The following is a 20,650-nucleotide window of genomic DNA, read 5'->3' as shown; positions in this document are numbered from 1 at the left end:
GCGGGGAGCGGGGTCGAGCCGGCCAGGTGGGCCGGCACGGCGAAGGATATCAACCCGGCGGCGGCACCCCCCGACGTCGAGCGGCGTCGCGCCGGGGCCGAGCGTCGCGCGGGCGGCGCGTGCCGCGGGGGGGGCCGCCCGTCACGCCTCGGCGCTCAGCTGACGCGCCCGGCCGGCGTGCTCACCCGAACCGCCACCGGGTCGCGCTGAAGCCGGACCCCTTGTCCATGCCGATGACCTTGGCCGGGGTCACCTCGAAGACGATGTACGGCGACGGGCCGATCCCGTCGCCGTCGATCCCACCGTCGACCGGGGTCACCTCCCAGCCGTACTTCTCCCCGTACGCCTCGGCGACGCGCTTGAGCGTCGCCGGGTCGCTGATCCGGGCTGCCGTGCCCTCGATCGAGAGGTCCAGCTCGGGGCTGCCGACGGTGAGGACGCAGTGCGGGTTGGCGGCCAGGTTGTCGACCTTGTGGGCGGTCTCGCTGGAGCAGAAGTACATGCTCCGGTCGAGCCACACGGCCAGCAGCGGCACGGCGTGCGGCCGGCCGTCCGGCCGGACCGTGCACAGGAAGAACTCTCCCGCCTCCGTAAGTCGCTCACGCGCCTGCGACCAGGGCATCGGCTTGGAGCCTTCGCTGGCGAAGGACGGTTCCGCGACCGGCTCACGGTCCACCATGGTTCCCTTTCGAACGACGACATCGTGACTGGAGCAGCACGGAGAGTATCCCAGTGTGACGGTGCCCGCGAGCGGACGGGCACCGCCGCCGCGCGGAGTGTCGGAGGGGCACGCCCCCGGTCGCCCCACGTTCCCGCCTCCACAGGGGACGAAGTCGCTTGACCTCAACCTCGCTCCAGGTCCTACGTTCGCGGCATGAGCATGGAAGTCACCGCATGGATGTCCCTGCACCACGCGATGCATCAGCGTGACCAGCGGCCCTTCTCCAAGGCGACCCTCAGGCGGATCGGCGGCTTCGCCCGCCCGCACCGCCGCCTGCTCGCGTGGTTCCTGGCGGGCAGCGTCGTGGCCGCGGTGCTGACCGTGGCCGCGCCGGTGCTCGCCGGGCGGGTGGTCGACGCGATCGTCTCCGGCACCGACACGGCGACGGTGGTGCGGCTGGCCGTGGCGATCGCCCTGATCGCGCTCGCCGAGGCCGGGCTGGGGCTGCTCACCCGCTACCAGTCGGCGCGGATCGGCGAGGGCCTGATCCTCGACCTGCGGACCGCCGTCTTCGACCACGTGCAGCGGATGCCCGTCGCGTTCTTCACCCGGACCCGCACCGGCGCCCTGGTCTCGCGCCTCAACAACGACGTGATCGGGGCGCAGCAGGCGTTCAGCGACACGCTCTCGGGCGTGGTCGGCAACGCCGTGACGCTGCTCCTCACGCTCGCGGTGATGCTGACCTTCTCCTGGCAGATCACCCTGCTGGCGCTGGTGCTGCTGCCGATCTTCGTGCTGCCCGCGCGGAGGATGGGCCGGAAGCTGGCCCGGCTCGAACGGGAGGCGGCCGGCCTCAACGCGGCGATGAGCACCCGGATGACCGAGAAGTTCTCCGCGCCCGGCGCCACCCTGGTCAAGCTCTACGGGCGGCCGGCGGAGGAGTCCGCCGAGTTCGCCGCCCGCGCGCGGCGCGTGCGCGACATCGGCGTCCGTACCGCCATGTTGCAGACCGTCTTCATCACGGCCCTCACGGTGGTCGGTTCCCTCGCGCTGGCCCTGGTGTACGGCCTGGGCGGCGTGTACGCCGTCCGCGGGCAGCTCGACGCCGGCGCGGTCGTCGCGCTCGCCCTGCTGCTGTCGCGCCTGTACGCGCCGCTGACCTCGCTCGCCAGCGCGCGGGTGGAGATCATGAGCGCGCTGGTCAGCTTCGAGCGGGTCTTCGAGATCCTGGACCTCAAGCCGATGATCGAGGACAGGCCGGACGCCCGGCCGCTGCCCGACGGGCCGGTGGCGGTCGAGTTCGACGACGTCCGCTTCGGTTACCCGTCGGCCGAGAAGGTCTCCCTGGCCTCGCTGGAGGACGTGGCGAAGCTCGACACCCGCGGCGGCGAGGAGGTGCTGCACGGGATCTCGTTCCGCGCCGAGCCGGGACAGATGGTCGCCCTGGTCGGCTCGTCGGGCGCGGGCAAGTCCACCATCGCGCAACTGCTGCCGCGCCTGTACGACGTGGAGGAGGGCGCCGTCCGACTCGCCGGGCGCGACGTCCGCGACCTGACCGGCGACTCGGTCCGGGACGCCCTCGGGGTGGTCACCCAGGACGGTCACCTGCTGCACGACACGATCCGCGCCAACCTGCTCTACGCCCGACCCGACGCGAGCGAGGACGACCTGTGGGACGTGCTGCGTCGCGCCCGGCTGGCCGACCTGATCCGCTCGCTGCCGGACGGGCTGGAGACGGTCGTGGGCGAGCGCGGGTACCGCCTCTCCGGAGGTGAACGTCAGCGGCTCACCATCGCCCGACTGCTGCTCTCCCGCCCGCGCGTGGTGATCCTCGACGAGGCCACCGCGCACCTCGACTCGACGTCCGAGGCGGCGGTGCAGGCGGCGTTGGGTGAGGCGTTGACCGGGCGGACCAGCGTGGTCATCGCGCACCGACTCTCCACGATCCGTTCCGCCGACCAGATCCTGGTGCTGGAACAGGGCCGGATCGTGGAACGCGGCCGGCACCCAGACCTGCTGGCCCGGGGCGGCCGGTACGCCGAGCTGTACCGCACCCAGTTCGAGCAACCGGTGCCGGCCTGACGTGTCCGCCCTGCTCACGCGCCCGGCGGGCAGCGGGTTCCGCCTGTCTGCCCTCGCCGAGCGGGACGGAGGCGCCGCACCCGCCGCTCAGCGCTGGTTGCGCGAGCGGCGGGCCGCCAGGACCCCGCCGACGACCGCCGCCACGGCCGGCAGGAGGCAGCAGATCGTCAGGACGAACACGTGCCACGGCTTGACAGCTCCCATGGCCGCGAGGATAGGCGCCGCGGGCCACTGTCGTCGGCCCGCGATCATTCGCCGATGGCACCACGATGACCAGGAGTGCAGGTGACAGATCGGGACGAGAGCGTACGGCTGGCCATCTACCGCGCCCTCGCGCGGACAGGGCAGCCTCCGACGGTGGGTGCCGTCGCGAGGGACACCGGATTGGATCGCGCTGCCGTCGAGGACGCGATCGAGGCGCTGGCTGCCGCCCGGCATCTCGCCCTCGACGCCGACAGGCACATCGTGCTCGCCCACCCGTTCGCCACCCGGAACTTCGGCTTCTCCGTGATGGGTGAGCGCACGCTGTGGTGGGGCGGCTGCGCGTGGGACTCGTTCGCCATCCCCCACCTCGTCCCCGACGAGCCGTCCGCGCTCGTCGCGACCACCTGTCCGGCGTGCGGCGCCCCGCACGCCTGGGTGGTCACCCGCACCGAGGAGCCGGCGGGCGAGCAGGTGGCGCACTTCCTCGTGCCCGTCTCGCGTGCCTGGGACGACGTCGTCCACACCTGCGCGCACCAACGGATCTTCTGCTCCCCCTCGTGCGTCGACGACTGGCTACGGCGGTCCGGGCACGAGCGCGGGGCGGTCTTCGGCATCGGGATCCTGTGGCGTCTCGCCTCCCGCTGGTACGAGGGACGCCTGGACACGCCCTACCGCCGCCGGGAGCCCTCGGAAGCAGCGGCCTACTTCGCCTCGGTGGGGCTGACCGGCCCGTTCTGGGGGCAGTGAGCGAACGCGCGGACGGGCCGCCGGGGTGCGTGTCGCGCCCCGGCGGCCCGTCGTCGTGAGTCGTCGTCAGCCGTTGTTGTCGATCAGGCTGGCGATCTGGCTGTAGATCAGGTGCGCCTTCGCGCCCTGGTTCGACGGGCAGCCGCCGAGGTGGTGCAGGGCGATCACCCGGTGGCTGGCGTTCAGCACCGGCGAGCCCGAGTTGCCGCCGGAGGTGTCACAGCTGTAGCTGATGTTCGAGGCGTTGTAGTTCGCGTTCTTCACGGTGCACGTCGCACCGTTCTGGGTGTCCTCGTAGATCGACAGTCGCTTCGGGCTGCCGTCGCCGTGCCCCGGGATGTACATCCGCGTGCCGGTGGTGGTGGCGGTCGTCGCCAGGTAGAGCGTGCCGAAGCTCTGGATGCTGGTGAAGTTGTTCACCGAGTACAGGGCGTAGTCCAGCTCGCCGGAGCCGCCGCTGCTCACCTTGTAGAGGGTGGCGCCGCTCACCTTGGTGCCGGCGCCCGGGTTCGAGCCGCCGCAGGTGGCGCACTGGTAGTCGAACTGCATCTCGCTGCCGCTGACGGCGGCCTGCGTGGAGAAGCAGTGCTTGTTGGTCAGCATGCGGTTGGTGTTGCCGACCCGCCAGGTGGTGCACATCCCACCGCCGCTGATCAGCAGCCGCGCCACCGCCCTGCCGCGCGCGTACTCGGTCGGGTGGCTGTTCTGGTAGCAGACCACGTCGCGGCGGGCGTCGGTGCTGCAGACGGACTGCGTGGAGAGGTTGTGCTGCGCGATCTCCGCGCGGTCGTAGCCGCGCCAGAACCGGTCGATGGTCGCGACGTTGCCACGGGAGGCGCGGCTGCTGTGCATCGTCACCACCGCGGTGTCGCCCTCCACCGACATCGCCCAGAAGCCCGGCTGCCCGTCGGTGGTGTAGTCCGATCCGGTCGCCCGGTTCAGGTAGCGGTCGTACCGGTAGCTCTCCCGGCCGTCGGGGCTCGACACCGTGACGTAGTCGCCGTGGGCCAGTCGCAGCGCGCTGAAGTGCACCTTGACGTACGACGCACCGGGGTGCCGGATGACCTGCGTCCGGGCGTCCCCGGCGGAGGACAGCGTGCCGGTGACGGTGCGGAGTTCACCGACCGTGGTGACGCCCTCCGCCGAGAACTGCTCCGACTCGGGTGCCCGTTCGGATTGCGGCGCGAGGGGTTGCACCGAGTACGCCTCGGCGGCGGGTACCGACATCAGACTCAGCCCGAGTGTGCAGGCGCCGAGCGCGACCGCCGCCGTTCGTAGGCGGCGCATGGCATGTTTCATCGTCGCTCCCTCCGAGGAACCAGCACCCAGACGTGCTTGCAGCCTTCATACACGAACCGATGGACACATGTAAACCTGTCGATGTCTTACCGGTCGGTCGACGGCCGCGACCGGCCGCACCAGAACAGTCACCGAGGTCCGGTTCCTGACGTCCGGGATGGCTGGAAGTGTGGCCGTCGTCCAGTACCGTCCGGGCGGCAACCCACTCACCGCACGGGGGAATCCTTTGACGAATTCGTTCAGTACCCGTCGCATGCTCGCCTGGACCGCGCCCGTCGCGCTCGCGATGACCGCGCTTGTCCCGGCCCTGCCGGCCCAGGCCGCGCCGAGGCCCACACCCGCCGTCACCACCGGCCCGGTCGACAAGGACCTCGACGGCGACGGGGTGCCCGACCTGATCGCTGTCGGCGGCCTGGGCACCGGTCTCGGCTCCGGCGTCTGGTCCGGGCTCGGCGTCACGTCCCAGAAGACCGGCGTCGGCACCGGCCAGGTGCAGTCCCCGGCCGACAACATCGGCCTGCGGGGCACCGGTGTCACCGCGCACAACGCCCCGACCGACTTCGACGGCGCCCAGATCATCACCGGGCGCTTCACCGGCGCCGACCACCAGGACTTCCTGTACTACTACCCGACCGGCACCGCCGCTGGCATCGGCGGCGTCATCCGCGCTGCCGGGGACGGCACGATGACCGACCCGGCCCTCAGCGGCAACCAGTTCTCGATCTCTTCCGACAACCTGATCGACGCCAACGGCAACAGCCCGCTGCAACTGGTGAACGCGTTCCAGGCCGACGGCGTCGACACCGGCATCCCGGACCTGCTCGGCATCGCCGGTGACGCCACCAACGGCTACCGGCTCGGCTACCACCCCAACTACTTCGCGCCGGGCCTGTACTACGGCGTCACCGGCCTGACCAACCTGACGCCGACCGGCGGGACCGACTGGCAGAACTGGAGCCTCGCCAGCACCGAGACCGCCTCAGGCATCGCGCTCTTCCTGCGCAACGCCGGCACCGGTGACCTGTACCTGTGGACCGGAGTCACCATGGTCGACAACGGCGACGGCACCGGCACGCTGAACCACACCCAGCACCAGGTGGCGGCGAACTGGAACACTGGCGTCACGATCAGCACGCTCCAGGCGGCCGACATCAACGCCGACGGCACCCCGGACCTGTGGACCGTGCTTCCGAACGGCACCTACCGGGCGTACCTGATCTCCGGCCTGTCCAGCAGTGGCACCGCCACCGTCATCGCCACCCGCGCCCGGCAACTGGTCTAACCTCCCGGGTCGGCCCGTCGGCCCTCGGAAGGTCGACGGGCCGCCCCCGCCCGACAAATGCCCCTCGCGGGGCTGAAGGATCCCCACCTGCGGAAACGCCGGTGGGGATCTTTCTGCGACCCGGCTCTTCTGCGGGCGTGACAGGTGGCTCAATCTTGCTCGGCCGCGGCCCTATGGTGGCGCCATGATCACTTGCGTGGTGCACTACACCATCAATGCTGAGCAGATCGAGGCGTTTGAACGCTTTGCCCGCGCATGGATGCGGCTGGTGATCAAGCACGGTGGCGTGCACCACGGCTATTTCCTGCCCGCCGAAGGGGCCAGTGACCGGGCCGAAGCGCTGTTCAGCTTCGAAAGCCTGGCAGCCTACGAGCGTTACCGCGCCCGGTTCGGCGACGACCCGGAGTTCGTCGCCGCTGACAGCATTCGCGACGACTCGGGTTGTGTCGTGCGATACGAGCGGACGTTCATGCGTCCGCTCCTGCCGACTGATTGAGCGCACGATCGCCAGCCCGCTCGCGGTTGCCAATGTCGGGTCGACACCCGGCGCGCTGACGGCGATGAGAACGAGCGGCGCTCCCGCCCGAATCCTGACCGGGCGGCCCCGCCGGGGTCGTGACTAACGGTTGAGGTAGGCCGCCAGGCCGCCGAGGGCCTCGCTGGCGATGAAGACCGAACGCACGTTGAGGATGGCCTCCTCGACGTGGACGGAACAGCCCCACGCCGAGTCGCCCCACGAGTCGGCGATCTTGATCTCGGCTGGTGCGGTGCACCCTTGCACGCCGCCGAGTTGGCAGTGCTCGGGGTGTGGTGCGGCGGCCTGCGCAGCCGCGGCAGCACGCATCTGGGCGGCGAGTTCCGCGGCGGCGGCGGCGCGCTGCTCAGCCTCGGCGCGCAGTTCCCGCTCCGCGCGTACCGCCTTGGTCAGTTCGTCGTGGGCTGCTTTGGCGCGTGCTTCGGCGGCGAGTTTCCCCTGCTCGATGTGGTGGCGTTCGATGGCCAAGGCCGCCGTGCCGGCGAAGACCCGGGCGAGGGCGAGGTCGGTGTCCTGCGGGACGCGCGGGGTGCGGTGATACATGGCGAAGGTGCCCAGCAGGCCGCCGTCGCGGGCCAGGATCGGCGTCGACCAGCAGGCGGCCAACCCGGCCCGGCCGGCCAGGTCCCGGAAGTCGTCCCAGAACGGGTCGGTGGCGATGTCGGTGACGATGACCGGTTCCCGCCGGTGGGCGGCGGTGCCACAGGAGCCGACGCCTTCACCGGTGGCGATCCCGTCGATGGCCTCGTTGTAGAAGTCGGGCAGGCTGGGCGCGGCGCCGTGGCGCAGGTGCCGGCCGTCGGAATCGGCGAGCAGAACGGAGACGAGGATCTCCTGCGGTGCGAGGTTCTCGATACAGCGAGCCATCCCGTCGAGCACCTCGGTCAGGGGTGCCTGGCGGGCGATCTGCTCCAACAGGGCATGATGTTCGGCCATCAGTCGTTGGGCATGCTTGACCTGGGTGGTCTCCACCCCGATCACACGGATCCCGGTCACGTCACCGTCGGCGTCGCGACGCGGCTCGTACGTGAAGTCGAAGAACGCCTCCCGCGTGTGTGGCCCGGCGCCCAGCACCACCCGGACGTCACGGCCGGTGTAGGGCTCACCCGTGCGGTAGACCTGGTCCAGCAGCGCGATGAAACCCTGACCGGCCAGTTCGGGCATCAGCTCGGCGATCGCGACCCCGGTACGGGCCCGTTCTTCGCCGATGGCGGAGAAGAACGCCGGGTTCGCCGTCTCCACCAGATGCTCCGGCCCCCCGAGCGCCGCGAAGACGGCGATGGACTGCCCGAACAACGCCCGCAGGTCCTCCGCTGCCTGCCCGGCAACCGCCGGATCCGCAGCAGTCGGCCGCTGGCCCGATACCGCCGTCATGGTGGGGGTTCGCCTCTCATCCGCCGGATGCGGGGAACGATCGATGATGCGCCGGTCACTGACGATGGCCACGGTGCGCAGGGAACCGACTGAGGCCGCCGCGCAGTTTACCGGCGGCCCACCGGCCCGGACAGTGGGAGCAGGGCAGGGAAGGCGCTACCGCGCCGCCTCCGGCGTCGAGCGGGGCGCTGGCCGGCGGGATGAGGTCCGGAGGCTGACCACGCGGTGACCTGGTTGGCGCGCGGTGTACCGGGCTGGTCGACCGCGATGCGCGGGCCGCGCACCGGTGAGGCGACGACCAGGACGAGGCTGATCACGACGGGCACGGCCAGCATCAGGTACGCGACCCGGACCCGGTAGGTGTCTGCGGCCGGCCCGCCGATCAGGGCACCGAACGGAGTGCCGCCCCACGCCAGCATGCGCCCGGTGGTGTCGACGCGGCCCTGCAGCGCATCGGGGATGAGCAGTTGGCGTGCCGGGGTGGGGCGGTCAGGCCATCCACCGTAGGCCGCCGCTGACTTCGAGGATGTGGCCGTTGATGTAGGAGCTGGCGGGGGTGGCGAGGAAGAGCGCGGCGGCGGCGACCTCCTCCGGGGTGCCGAGACGGTCGAGGACGAGCCGGGACTGGTAGCGCTGCCAGCGTTCGGGTACGGCGGCGAGCCGGCGACCCATCCCACCGTTGATGTAGCCGGGGGCCAGGCAGTTGACGGTGACACCCTTGGGTCCGAGCTCGAGGGCCGCGGTGCGGGTGAAGGCCTCCACCGCGGCCTTGGTGGCGCTGTAGGCGGCGGCGCCAGGGACGGGTTTGGTCGCGACGCACGAGGAGACCGTGATGATCCTGCCCTCGCCACGGGCCGTCATGTGGGCGGCGGCCTCCTTGGTGCAGAGGAAGACGCCGGTGAGGTTGGTGCGGACGGTGGTGTCCCAGTCGTCGAGGGGAAGCCTGACGATCTTGCCGTCCCGACTCACGCCGGCGTTGGCCACCAGCACGTCGATCCGTCCAAAGGTGTCCACCGTGGTCCGCATGAGGTCGCGGACGGACTCTTCCTCCGTCACGTCGACCCGACGGTAGACAAGGCGATCGGTGGTCACCTCCCCGATGTCGTAGGGGTTGCGGGCCGCGCAGATCACGGTTGCGCCCTCGGCATGGAACTGCTCGGCGATGGCCCGGCCGAGGCCTCGGGTACCACCGGTAACGATAATGATCTTGTCGGCCAACCGCATTGGTGCCTCTCCCCCTAGGCCGCGACTTCCCACACCTCGTTGGACAGCCGGGCCGGTGCCCGGCCCCGGCCCAGCCGGTTGCTCCCGCCAGTCCTGGCGTCGACCGGCGTGGAGCCTCGGCTCGCGGTCAGGTCGACCACCAGGTCGAGCCCGTCGGCGGGCGCCGGAGCAGACAGCACCGAGGAAGCGTCGCTCGGGCGCATGGATCACCGATCAGACGGCTATGCGGCGTCGATCTGCTCGATCGTGTCCATCCCCAGCGCCTCGATGACCGGCAACGGGTTCCAGAAGTCCTTGAAGTGCACGAACTTCCCGTTTCTGGTCCGCACGACCGAGATGTAGGTCTGGTGGAAGTCGCGGCCGGTGGGGACCGCCTCGCCGTCCGCCCGAAACTCGGCGATCACCAGCTCGGGGTCCACCGTGTCGTGGAAGACCAGGTCGGCGAAGCGCACCCGGAGCAGCTCCGGGAAGTTCCTCATGTGCTCGTACAACGCGTCATGGCCGGCGAAGCGGAACGGCACACCCGGCGGGCCGTACGCGAACTCCAGCACGCCGTCCGGCGTGAACAGATCCACCCATTCGCGGATCTTCTCGGCCTCGATGTACTGCAGGTTCCGAGCGAACGCCGCCTGCGCCCGCGCACGGATCTCCTGGTCACTCATGGGTCCTCCTCAATCGGTCGAGACAAGTGGGGACAGCCGCTTGTCGAGCGCGGAGTCTGGGAGCAGCCGGGTCAGCACCCGGGTCTTGCGCATGTCCGCACCGACCGGATAGCGGGTCCTGGGCCGCCGCGCGGTGAGGGCCTCGGCCACCACCGCGGCGAAGTGGTCCGGGGTGGTCCGGCAGACCTCGAGCTGATGCGCGTTGATCGCGAGGAATCGGTCGAACGATCCCTGGTACAGGTCACGCCGCTGGGCCGTGGCCATGATGTCCCGGCCGGCGCCGGCCATCTTCTCCCAGATCGGGGTCCGGATCGCACCCGGCTGGACCACCGACACCGACACCCCGAACGGCGCGAGCTCGCGGCGCAGCGCGTCGCTCATGCCTTCCTTGGCGAACTGGGAGGCGGCGTACGCGCCGAGGTAGGGCAGGGCGATGCGGCCAAGGCCGGACGTCACGTTCACGATCCGACCCCGGCGGGCGCGAAGCTGCGGCAGGAACGCCTGGATCACCGCGAGCTGACCGACCAGGTTGGTCTCCAGCTGAAGCCGCAACTGCTCGGCCGGCAGGCACTCCAGCGGGGCGGGAACGCTGATGCCGGCGTTGTTGACAAGACCCCACAGTCCCGAGGAACCCACCGCGGCGGACACCTCGTCGGCCGCCGAGCTGATCTCGTCCGGCTTGGTGACGTCCAGGATGATCGGGGAGATGCGGTCGTACCGTGACTCGGCGAGAAGCTTCTTGCCGTCCTCGGTACGCCGTACGGCCGCGAACACCCGGAAGCCGACCTGTTCCAGATGGACGGCCCCGGCCCGGCCGAGCCCGGAGGACGCACCGGTGATGACGACCGACCTTCCGTCCGGTGACAACGGTCTTCGCCTTCTGAACACGCCCTACTCCTCTCCCAGCGCACCGAGGACCGCGTCGAGGCTTGCCTCGACGAGGCGTACGGCCCGGTCCCGCGTCAGCCCGCCCTCGACGTAGCTGAAATTCCAGTGGAGCCGGTCATGGCTCGTGTTGACCGTGGCGACGAAGTACCCGCACACCGACAGGCCGGCGAGGAACTGGGCGCCGGAGAGCTGCCACGGCCCGATGCTGGCCGGGAAGTCGTACCGTCCGATGTTGGAGATGCAGAGGTTGACCGGGCCCTGCGTCTCGATGAACTCGATCAGCGGCGCGCTTTCCTCGACGGTCATCGGGCATGAGCCGCCGACCAGGTTGACCATGCCGAAGTGCTCGCCGCGGCGCTTACGTCTGACCAGGTCCCGGCTGATGGTCCTGGCCATCGACCAGAGCGACGTCTCGACCGGGACGAGCGATCCGACTGTGGCGACATAGGTGCCGACGGCGGTGTCCGGCACCGGCGGCACGAGCCCGTCGCGGAAGTTGATCGGCGAGCCGATCGCCACGCCGGCGGGGCTCTCCGGGCCGTCGCCGGCCACGGCGGCGACCATGGCGGCGGCGAGCACGCCGTGCACGGTGGTGCGCTCGCGGCGGCAGGCCCGCAGCAGCGCGTCGACCTGGTCCGCCGAGAGCGACCGGTGCTCCACACGGGTCCGGCGGGCGGTGAACGGGACGAACTCGCTCGGCTCCACCCGGGCGGGCCGCAGGCGCTGCAGCCGGCGGTCGTCGCGACCTCGTTGCCACCGCAGGCGACGCGCACCGGCCCGGCCACGGTGCCGTCGTGGGAACATCTCCTCGCACGCCGGCAGACCGGGCTCGCGCACATCCGACCCACGGCCGGCCGCGAGCGTGAGCCAGTCCTTGACGAGCGACAGGACCGTTGTGCCGTCGGCGATGCAGTGTGGGAGCGTCAGGATCAGGTCGTGCACGTCGTCGTTGGTCACGACGACCGTGCGGCACAGCGGGCCGGTGCGCCAGTCGACGGCCTGGACCATCTCGTGCTCGTTGACCTGGCGAAGCCAGTCGTCGTCGGCTGTGCCCGCGACCCGGCGGAGCGGGATGGGCGCGTCGGTCGGCACGAAGCAGGGACCGTCCGGGCCGGACTCGATCGCGACGCGCAGCAACGGGTGACGCAGCCGCAACGCGTCGAGCGCCTGGCGGAGCAATGCCGGGGTCAGCCGGCCGGTGACCCGGACGCGGGCGATGACGTTGAGCGGGGAGACCTGGTCGGCGATCCAGTACCAGCGCTCGAGTGGGCTCAACGGCCGGCGGACCACCGGAAGCACGGCCCGGGCTGAGGCGTCAACGGCCATGGTCAAGCACCGCCAGCGATCGTGCGTCGAAGGTCATCGCCGCCTCGTTGCGGCGGTCGATCACCGACCGCGGCACGAATCGCATGTAGAGGTTGCGCAGCAGGCTGGCGACCGGACGGTCGAGCTGCTCGACACGGCTCAACGCGGAGGAGCCGTCCACCATGAGCCTGGCCCGATCCCGGCGATCCGCCTCGTACCCCCGCAGGGCCTCGTCCACGGCGGAGGCGCCGCCGAGGTGGTGCGCGAGGACGACGGCGTCTTCCACGGCCTGGGCGGCCCCCTGCGCCAGGCTCGGCAGCATCGGGTGTGCCGCGTCACCGAGCAACGTCACCGGCCCGGTCCCCCACTGCTCGAGGAACGGACGGTCCTGGGCCGGCACACTGATGATGGCCGCCGCCGGTGTCGCGGCGATCGCGGCCCGCACCTCCGGCGCCCACCCGGCGTAGGCGCGGAGGATCTCGTCCTTGCCCCCGGCCCACCCGCGGGCATCCGGGACGTTCTTGGTGCCCCACCAGTAGATCCGCCCGCCGCCGATGTCGACGAGCCCGAACCGCTGTCCCCGGCCCCAGTAGTGGGCGCAGTACCCGTCGGTGACGGTGGGGTGTCGGAACGGCAGGGTGGCGAGCCAGCACACGTAGCCCGGCTCGCGAGCCTCCTCCGGTCCCACCAGCTGCCGCCGGATCGCCGAGTTGAAGCCGTCCGCCCCGATGAGCACGTCGCCGCGCGCCACACCGCCGGCCGCGAAGTCGACCCGGACACCGTCGGCGTCCACCTGGAAACCGGTCACGGTGGCGCCGAGCCGGACCGCCGTGGTGCCGAGGTGTTCGAGCAGCGCCTGCTGCAGATCCGCGCGGTGGATGGCGACGTTCTGCGCGCCGAGCCGCTCGCCGATGTGCCCGAACGGGATCCGCCGGATCCGGCGACCCCGGGCGGTGCGGAAGTCCAAGCTGTAGTAGACGCTGCCACGGCGCTCGACGTCGAGCTCGATCCCCAGCGTACGCAGAGCGGTCCGCGCGTTGATCGAGAGCGAGAGTGCCGACCCCGCCGGGCGCAGCTCGCCGGCCCGTTCGTAGACCTCGACGTCCACGCCGACCCGGCGCAGGCTGGCTGCCGCCGCCAGGCCGCCGATGCCGGCGCCGATGACGATCGCCTTCACGCCGCCTCCTCCCGGCTGTCCAGCGCCTCGGCGATCCGCCGTGCGACCTCGGCCACGTAGGGTTCCTCCATCAGGACGATGTGGTCGCCCGGCACATCGATCACGTCGATCCGCCCGCTGGTGTGTCTCGCCCAGCCGTTCGCGGGGTCGGTGTGGAGGGTCCCGGCGGCGGTGTGCATGGGCAGCAGCACCATCGGCAACCGGTCGCTGGCCCGGACCAGGGTGAGGTCCTGGTCGAGGACTCCGGGCTCATAGGCCATGAGTGCCTCCCAGTGCGCGGAGAACATCCGGAACAGCCGGCGTACCGACGCCCGCGAGCTGCCGGGCCGCAACACCCCGGCAGCGGTCGCGCGCGCCATGATGAAGTCGAACTTCTCCTCCTCGGCGAGCCCGTCCGGGATGGCCTCGACCGGTGCCTTGCCGCTGCGCTCGAGCCAGATCAGCTCCCAGAAGAACCATTCCAGCAAGGCGTGGTCGGCGACCGGGTCGCGCGTGCCCGGCCGGCGGGCGATGGGATCGAGCAGGATGAGCTGCTCGACACCTGCTGGATCCTCGCGCCGAAGCTGGCGCGCCAGCTCGAAGGCGACGACACCGCCGAAGGACCAGCCGCCGATGCGGTACGGGCCGCTCGGCTGGACCCGCCGGATCGCCTCGAGATAGGTGCGCGCGAGTTCGGGAATCGACCCGAGCGGCTTGGACCCGGGGTCGCTCCCGGCCGCCTGCAATCCGTACACCGGCTGCTCGGCCGGCAGGTGCCTGGCCAGGCGCACGTAGCAGAGCACGTTGCCGCCCAGCGGATGCACGAGGAAGAGCGGCGTTCGGTCTCCGCCCGCGCGGATCGGCACCAGCGGGTCGTAGGTCAGGCTGGCGCCGCCGGAACGCAGCAGCGCCGCCAGCCCGGCGACGGTTGGCGTGGTGACGAACGCGGAGAGCGGCACGCTCACCTTGAACCGCTTCTCCAGCACCACGACCAGCCGCATCGCCGTCAGTGACGTACCACCGATCTCGAAGAAGTTGTCGTGCACGCCGAGCGAGGGCAGGTGGAGCAGCTCGGTGAGGATCTCCACCAGCGAACGCTCGTAGGCGTCGCGCGGTGCGACCTGCCCGGCGGCACTGACGGCAGCCAGCGGGATCCGGCGCAGCTCCGCGTCGTTGCGCTTGCCGCTCGGCGTCAGCGGCATCCGGTCCAGCCAGGTGATGTGCGACGGCACCAGGTGGTCTGGCAACGACTCGCGCAGCAGGGCACGCACCTCGTTCAGGTCGACCGCACCCGCGTCACCGACCAGGAACGCGGCGAGGAACGAGTCGGCGCCATCCCGCCGCCGCGCGACGACCGCGGCCTCGCGGATGCCCGGGAAGCGCTGCGCCAGAGCCATGATCGCGATCTCGACCTCGAGCGGCTCCACCCGGTAGCCACGGATCTTGGTCTGGGTGTCGGTCCGCCTGGCCCAGACCAGGTCACCGCTGGGCAGCACCCTGGCCAGGTCACCGGTGCGGTAGAGCCGGCTGCCCGGCTCGCCGAACGGGTTCGCGACGAAACGCTGCGCGGTCAGCTCCGGCCGGCCGTAGTACCCGTCAGCCAAGGCGGTTCCACCGAAGTACAGCTCGCCCAGCACTCCGCGCGGCACCGGGCGCAGCCGCTCGTCGAGCAGGTGGAGCTCGACGTCGTTGATGACCGGACCGATCGGCGGCAGGTTCGGGAACTCCGCGGGGTCGCCGGCCAGCGGGTACGCCGTGACGAGATGCGTTTCCGTCGGGCCGTACTGGTTCTCCAGGATGGCACCGGGCAGGGCGGCCATGAACTGCCGGATCTCGGCCGTGACCCGCAGTTGCTCGCCGGAGGAGATCACCACGCGAAGCTTGCTCGGAACGATGCCGAGCATGATCGCGGCCTCGGCGAGTTGTTGGAGGGCGACGTAGGGCAGGAAGATCCGCTCGACCCCCTCGCGGTCGAGCAGGCGCAGCAGGCTCGCCATGTCTCGCCGCTGCTCCTCGTCGATGATCCGCAGGGTGCCGCCGCCGCTGATCGTCGTGTAGATCTCCTGGAACGACACGTCGAAGCTGAGCGGCGCGAACTGCAGGGTCGTGCCACCGACCGCGCCGCTGGGCACGTTCGTCTGCCAGGCCTGATAGTTGTCCAGCGCGCGGTGCGGCTGTGCCACCCCCTTCGGGGTGCCGGTCGACCCGGACGTGAACAGGATGTAGACGAGGCTTTCCGGATGGATCGCAGGAAGCGCGACCGGGTCGGTGTCCTCCGTGATGGACTCCCAGGTCACGAGCAGCGCCGGATCCGCGATCAGGCCGGCGCGCCGGGCGTGCGCGACGATCCGCACGGGTGCGGCCTGCTCGATCATCGCCGTGATCCGCTCCTGCGGGTAGGTGACGTCGATCGGTACGCACGCCGCACCGGACTTGGCAATGCCGTAGATCGTCGCGATCATCTCCGGCGACCTGTCCATGGCGATGCCGACACACGTGCCCGGACCCGCGCCGAGCGACACGAGCCGCCAGGCCACCCGATTGACGATCCGGTCGAACTCGGCGTAGGTCCAGCGCTCGGTCCCGTGCGCCACGGCGATGGCGTCCGGAGTGCGCGCCACGTGGCTTTCCAGGCGCCGCACGATGTCGCTCGGCGGGTCGACGGCGGGCAGCGGCTTGGTCGGCGGGTCGGCCAGGAACGTGAAGTCCACCGCGCCGTGCGGATCGTCGACGATCCGGCGCAGGATCGCGAGGTAGTAGTCGATCAGAAGGTCGGTCTGGGCCGGCGTGATCGTGCGGCCGTCGGTGTCCACCCGCAGCGAGACGCGCTCGTCCGTCGGGCTGACGACGGCGTTGAGCAGCAGCGTGAAGTTGGTCTCCTCCCGGGTCTGGAAGTCCAGCAGCTCGACGCCGGGCAGTTCGAAGATCGGCGTGAGCACGTGCATGTGGACGTAGTTGAAGACGGTCTCCAGCACCGGCGCGCCGCCCCGGTCGTTCTGGATGGCATGCAGCGGGTAGCGCCGGTGTGGGTGGATCTCCCGCTCCTGGCGGTAGACCTGGCCCACCACTTCCAGCCAGGTCTCCGCCGCCGGGCCGACCCGCAGCGGCACGGTGTTGAGGAACAGTCCGGCGATGCTCTCCGCTCCGGGTCGCTCAGGGCGGCCGTGCGTGATCAGGCCCGTGGTGACATCGTCCGTCCCGGACAGTAGCCGCAGCGTCAGGCAGTGCGCGGCGAGCAGGACGGACTTCACCGGAAGCTCGTGGGATCCGGAGAACTGCCGGACCCGTGTGTCGAGCCCGTCCGGCAGGCTGACCCAGCGGGTGTTCAGCTGGTCGTCACCGGGCGGCTCATACTGGCGGAAGCCGTCGAGCTGGGTCAGCTCGGCACCCTCGAGCGCCTCTCGCCAGAAGCGCCTGCTGACGGCGAACTGGATGGTGCGGCGCTCGTCGATCACGTACGCCGCAGCCGAGGGCAGCGCGGCAGCCGGAACCGGTGCGATGTCCACGCCGGAAAGATGCAGGTAGTCGCGCAGCAGCTCGCTGACCAGGTTCGCGACGCTCCAGCCGTCCAGGATCACGTGGTGGAAGCTGAACACCAGGTCCACCGCGGACTGCCTGACGTGCGCGCGGATCAGGTAGAGCGGCGGCCGGTCGAACTCGTACCGGTGGCGGCAGCGCTGCTCGATGTGCGCGGTGACCTCAGCCTCGGCGGCGTCCTCGCCGCCCGCGCGGAGATCGGCTATCTCCAGCCCACCGCGCGCCCGCGGGTGGACCAGCTGGAGGGGCTCGGAGAAGCTGCCCAGGTCGAAGGAGGACCGCAACACCGGGTGCCGCTCGACAAGCCGGTCGAACGCCTCCCGCAACGACTCTTCGCGCCACGGCATCCGGACCTTGTAGCGGAAGACGTCGTGGTAGACGGCGGATCCGTCGTGTTCCGCGCCGTGGTAGAGCAGGCCCAGCTGGAGCTGCGTCGCCGGGTAGGCGTCCTCCGCGCCGGACAGGCGCGACCTGTCCATGCTCGACACGAGCTGGAACGGGACGAGGTCCGGGATCGGGTCCGCCGGCGCCTCGGTCGAGACGCGGCGCGCCAGTGCGGCGATGGTCGGATACCGCACCAGGTCGGCCAGCTCGAAGTAGAGCCCACGCTCCTCGGCCTCGGCTCTGACCCGCAGGGCGAGGATCGAGTCGCCACCGATGGTGTAGTAGTTCCGGTGGATGCCGATCCGCTCCACGCCCAGCACATCCGACCAGATCGCCGCGAGCGCCGCCTCGGCCTCGGTGCGCGGCGGCTCGTCCGGCACGTCCACGGCGGCCGGGGACGGGAGCGCGGACCGGTCCAGCTTTCCGTTCGGCGTCAGCGGGATCCGGTCGAGCCGTACGAAGAACGCGGGAATCATGAACTCCGGCAACGTGTTCGCCACGTGCGTCCGGAGCCGGGCCGGGTCGACCTCCTCGCTGGCGACGTAGTACCCGACGAGACAGGTGCCCCGCGCCTCGGACCGGTGGTCGATCACGATCGCGTCGCGCAGACCGGGGAACGTGGCGAGGCTGTCGCGGACCTCCCCCAGCTCGACGCGGTTGCCCCGGATCTTCACCTGACCGTCGACACGGCCCAGGAACTCGAGGTTGCCGTCGGCCAACCAGCGCGCGAGATCGCCGGTGCGGTACATCCGCTCGCCCGGGTGGAACGGGTCTTCGACGAACCTCTCCCCGGTCAGCTCCGGGCGGTCCAGGTAACCCCGGGCGACACCGGCGCCCGCCACGCACAGCTCGCCGGCGACCCCGGCCGGCTGAGCCTCGCCGTGACGACCCAGGACGTAGAGCCGGATGTTGTCGATCGGCCGGCCGATCGGCACCCGGGACACCGGCCCCGGCGGGCAGTCGAAGGCAGACACGTCGACCGTGGCCTCAGTCGGCCCGTACAGGTTCACCAGCTTCGGGCCGCCAGCACCGAATACCCGGGTGAACTGCTCGACCCTGCCCGGCGTCAGCTCCTCGCCGCTGCAGAAGACCAGCCGCAGCGTGCCGGCGGCGTCGCGCAGCCGCGGCGAACGCTCGATCAGGTCGAGGAACGGCCCGAGCATGGACGGCACGAAATGGATCACCGTGACGCCGTGTGCGGCGATCGCGTCGAGGATCGCCTCCGGGTCCTTCTCCGCGCCGGCGGGTGGCAGCGCCAGTCGCGCTCCGGCGAGCGTCCACCAGAACAGTTCCCACACCGAGACGTCGAAGGAGACGGGTGTCTTCTGCAGCAACACGTCGGCGTCGCCGATGGGATAGCGCCGCTGCATCCACACCAACCGGTTCACCACCGAGTGGTGCTCCACCATCACGCCCTTGGGCTTTCCGGTCGAGCCCGATGTGTAGATGACGTACGCCAGGTCGTCAGCGGTCGCCACCGGCTCGACCGGCGCTCGCGAGCCGGTCAGCGCATCGACGTCGCGCACCGCGGCATCCACGGTGGGCGGCCGTGTCGCGCCGGACACGAGCACGACCTTGGCACCGCTGTCTTCGATGAGAAACCGGATGCGGTCGGCCGGATAGCTGGGATCGACGGGCACGTAGGCACCGCCGGCCTTGAGCACGCCGAGGATTGCGGTGAGCATCGTCGCGTCACGCTCGATCAGCACGGCCACCCGGTCGTCCGGCCGGATCCCGTCCTGCCGCAAGGCCCGGGCCACCCGGTCGGCGCGAGCGTTCAACTCCGCGTAGGTGAGGGCGCCGGTCACGACCGCTGTCCGGTCGGGCGTACGCGCAACCTGCTCCTCGAACAGGCCGGGCAACGTCTGGTGCCTCGGGTACCCGATCCGCGCCGGGTTCGCTGCCTGTACGAGGCGTGCGTGCTCGGCCGGCGCCAGCATCGCGAGACTCGACACCGGTGCGTCGGGCGCGTCCAACGCGTTGCCGATCAACGTCGTGAGATGGCCGGCCAGCGACTCGATGGGAAAGTCGTCGTCGAACACGTCCGCGGCGTAGTCGATGTCGATGACGACCGGGCCGTCCGCCGTGAACTCGTTGACGACGATCGCCAGCGCGTCGGTCTCGTGGGCGTGGCCGTACACCATCGTTTCGCGTGCCACTCCGGGTATCTCCGCGGAGTCGGGCCACCGCAGGGACGACAGTGTCACGTCGAACAGGTGGCGCGGCCCTGAGTCGGAAGGCCTGAGGTCCCGGAGCAGTTCGCCGGCCGGCAGGCGTTCGTGGGCGCGCATGGCACGGGTGGAGGCGCGAAGGCGCGTCACCAACTCCCGAAACGTCTCCCGCCCGGTGGTGTTCATCCGCAGGGGCATCGCGTTGGCGAAATGCCCGACGGTGTTTCGCTCGGCATCGGTGCGCCGGTTCAGCAGCGGGACGCCGATGACGACGTCGTCGGCGCGGTGGATGCGGGACAGGTAGATCGTCAACGCGGCGGCGACAATGGCGAACATCGAGCCGTACTCGCCGGTCCGGGCCCGTTCGACGGTGAACGTGTGGCGGCCCGTCCGGTAGGAGCCGTCCGGCGCCTTCCTCGTGAACAACGCCGGCTGGACTCCAGCGAGCTCTTCGCGGTAGAACGCGATGTCCGCGGCACGCTCGTCGGAGTTCAGGTAACGGCCCGCTTCCGTCACGAAATCCAGGTACGACGGCGCCCGATCGGCCGACTCCTGCTGGTATTCGGCCCTGATCTGGCTGATCAGCAGATAGATCCCCCACCCGTCGCACACCAGGTGGTGCACGTTGAGGTAGACGTACACGCTCGACTCGCTCTCCTTGAGCAGAGCCACGTCGAACATCCTGGCGCGTTTCAGGGAGTACGCGCGGGAGAACGGTCGACGCATCCACGACAGGCACGCCTGGCGGGGGTCCCGGTCACCGGACAGGTCGACGACCTCGATTTCCGGCACGTCCTCATCCACCCACTGGTACGGCGTCCCGTTCGCCTCGTCGAACCGAAGCCGCAGCCCGTCGTTGCGCCGCACGACCCGCTCGACACACGCTTTCAGGAGGGGCAGATCCAGTTCTCCGGTCAGTCGCTCGTAGACAAGTGTGTTGAACTGCGGAAGATCGGGACCCAACGAGCTGGCAAACCAGAGTTCAGACTGGTAAGCCGTCAGGGGAATGCGAGGGGAGAGACCCACGCCATGAGACTGCCCAAGGTGATCGACTGCCGGCACCTTCCAAAGTGCGTGGACTACGGGAGGCCGACCCGGCGGCTCACGGCCGGCGGCTGAAGACCGGCGTGAGGTGGGCG

General features: G+C 70.6%; 15 protein-coding genes. 4 read left to right on the top strand and 11 right to left on the bottom strand.

Annotated features, from left to right (window positions below; all coding sequences use genetic code 11):
- Nucleotides 1-181: 181 nt before the first annotated feature.
- Nucleotides 182-676: a pyridoxamine 5'-phosphate oxidase family protein gene (locus tag AB0883_RS14960; RefSeq protein WP_366641660.1), complete on the bottom strand. Its 495-nt coding sequence runs from the start codon at nt 674-676 to the stop codon at nt 182-184.
- Between the two features lie 198 nt (nt 677-874).
- Between AB0883_RS14960 and AB0883_RS14955 the strand changes: the two genes are divergently transcribed.
- A complete protein-coding gene (locus AB0883_RS14955; protein WP_366641659.1) occupies nt 875-2,743 on the top strand; it encodes an ABC transporter ATP-binding protein in 1,869 nt (622 codons plus the stop codon).
- A gap of 285 nt (nt 2,744-3,028) precedes the next feature.
- The gene (gene merB, locus AB0883_RS14950; RefSeq protein WP_366641658.1) at nt 3,029-3,694 is read left to right on the top strand and encodes an organomercurial lyase; all 666 of its coding nucleotides are present in this window, start codon (nt 3,029-3,031) and stop codon (nt 3,692-3,694) included.
- Between the two features lie 66 nt (nt 3,695-3,760).
- Here merB and AB0883_RS14945 read toward each other — a convergent pair whose 3' ends face one another.
- Entirely contained in the window at nt 3,761-4,993 is a 1,233-nt protein-coding gene (locus tag AB0883_RS14945) for a serine protease (protein ID WP_366641657.1), read from the bottom strand.
- A 253-nt stretch (nt 4,994-5,246) separates the two neighbouring features.
- Here AB0883_RS14945 and AB0883_RS14940 point away from each other — a divergent pair, with 253 nt between their 5' ends.
- On the top strand, nt 5,247-6,275 hold the full coding sequence (locus tag AB0883_RS14940) for a hypothetical protein (RefSeq protein WP_366641656.1): 1,029 nt from the start codon (nt 5,247-5,249) through the stop codon (nt 6,273-6,275).
- A gap of 196 nt (nt 6,276-6,471) precedes the next feature.
- Nucleotides 6,472-6,771 carry an NIPSNAP family protein gene (locus AB0883_RS14935; RefSeq protein WP_366641655.1) on the top strand — a complete coding sequence of 100 codons (300 nt, stop codon included), beginning with the start codon at nt 6,472-6,474 and terminating at the stop codon, nt 6,769-6,771.
- A gap of 123 nt (nt 6,772-6,894) precedes the next feature.
- On the opposite strand, the gene AB0883_RS14930 is transcribed toward AB0883_RS14935, so the two are convergent.
- From AB0883_RS14930 to AB0883_RS14890, 9 genes are all read right to left on the bottom strand, one after another.
- The gene (locus AB0883_RS14930) at nt 6,895-8,106 is read right to left on the bottom strand and encodes a GAF domain-containing protein (protein WP_366641654.1); all 1,212 of its coding nucleotides are present in this window, start codon (nt 8,104-8,106) and stop codon (nt 6,895-6,897) included.
- Between the two features lie 185 nt (nt 8,107-8,291).
- Entirely contained in the window at nt 8,292-8,603 is a 312-nt protein-coding gene (locus AB0883_RS14925; protein WP_366641653.1) for a hypothetical protein, read from the bottom strand.
- 70 nt (nt 8,604-8,673) lie between these two features.
- Complete coding sequence (locus tag AB0883_RS14920) at nt 8,674-9,408, bottom strand: SDR family oxidoreductase (RefSeq protein WP_366641652.1); 735 nt, start codon at nt 9,406-9,408, stop codon at nt 8,674-8,676.
- A gap of 14 nt (nt 9,409-9,422) precedes the next feature.
- Nucleotides 9,423-9,587 carry a hypothetical protein gene (locus AB0883_RS14915; RefSeq protein ID WP_366641651.1) on the bottom strand — a complete coding sequence of 55 codons (165 nt, stop codon included), beginning with the start codon at nt 9,585-9,587 and terminating at the stop codon, nt 9,423-9,425.
- A gap of 42 nt (nt 9,588-9,629) precedes the next feature.
- Nucleotides 9,630-10,070 (bottom strand): nuclear transport factor 2 family protein, encoded by a 441-nt coding sequence (locus tag AB0883_RS14910; protein ID WP_366641650.1) that lies wholly within the window; start codon nt 10,068-10,070, stop codon nt 9,630-9,632.
- A gap of 9 nt (nt 10,071-10,079) precedes the next feature.
- On the bottom strand, nt 10,080-10,937 hold the full coding sequence (locus tag AB0883_RS14905) for an SDR family oxidoreductase (RefSeq protein WP_366641649.1): 858 nt from the start codon (nt 10,935-10,937) through the stop codon (nt 10,080-10,082).
- 24 nt (nt 10,938-10,961) lie between these two features.
- Entirely contained in the window at nt 10,962-12,233 is a 1,272-nt protein-coding gene (locus tag AB0883_RS14900) for a condensation domain-containing protein (protein ID WP_366641648.1), read from the bottom strand.
- 40 nt (nt 12,234-12,273) lie between these two features.
- On the bottom strand, nt 12,274-13,440 hold the full coding sequence (locus tag AB0883_RS14895) for an FAD-dependent monooxygenase (protein WP_366641647.1): 1,167 nt from the start codon (nt 13,438-13,440) through the stop codon (nt 12,274-12,276).
- Nucleotides 13,437-20,573 (bottom strand): amino acid adenylation domain-containing protein, encoded by a 7,137-nt coding sequence (locus tag AB0883_RS14890; RefSeq protein ID WP_366641646.1) that lies wholly within the window; start codon nt 20,571-20,573, stop codon nt 13,437-13,439. The genes AB0883_RS14895 and AB0883_RS14890 overlap by 4 nt, the downstream gene beginning before the upstream one ends.
- Nucleotides 20,574-20,650 lie beyond the last annotated feature (77 nt).

The organism is Micromonospora sp. NPDC047812 (assembly GCF_040704175.1).
Taxonomy (GTDB): Bacteria; Actinomycetota; Actinomycetes; order Mycobacteriales; family Micromonosporaceae; genus Micromonospora.
The sequence above is the reverse complement of the archived record's forward strand: the minus strand, read 5'-3'. Positions and strand labels throughout refer to the sequence as shown.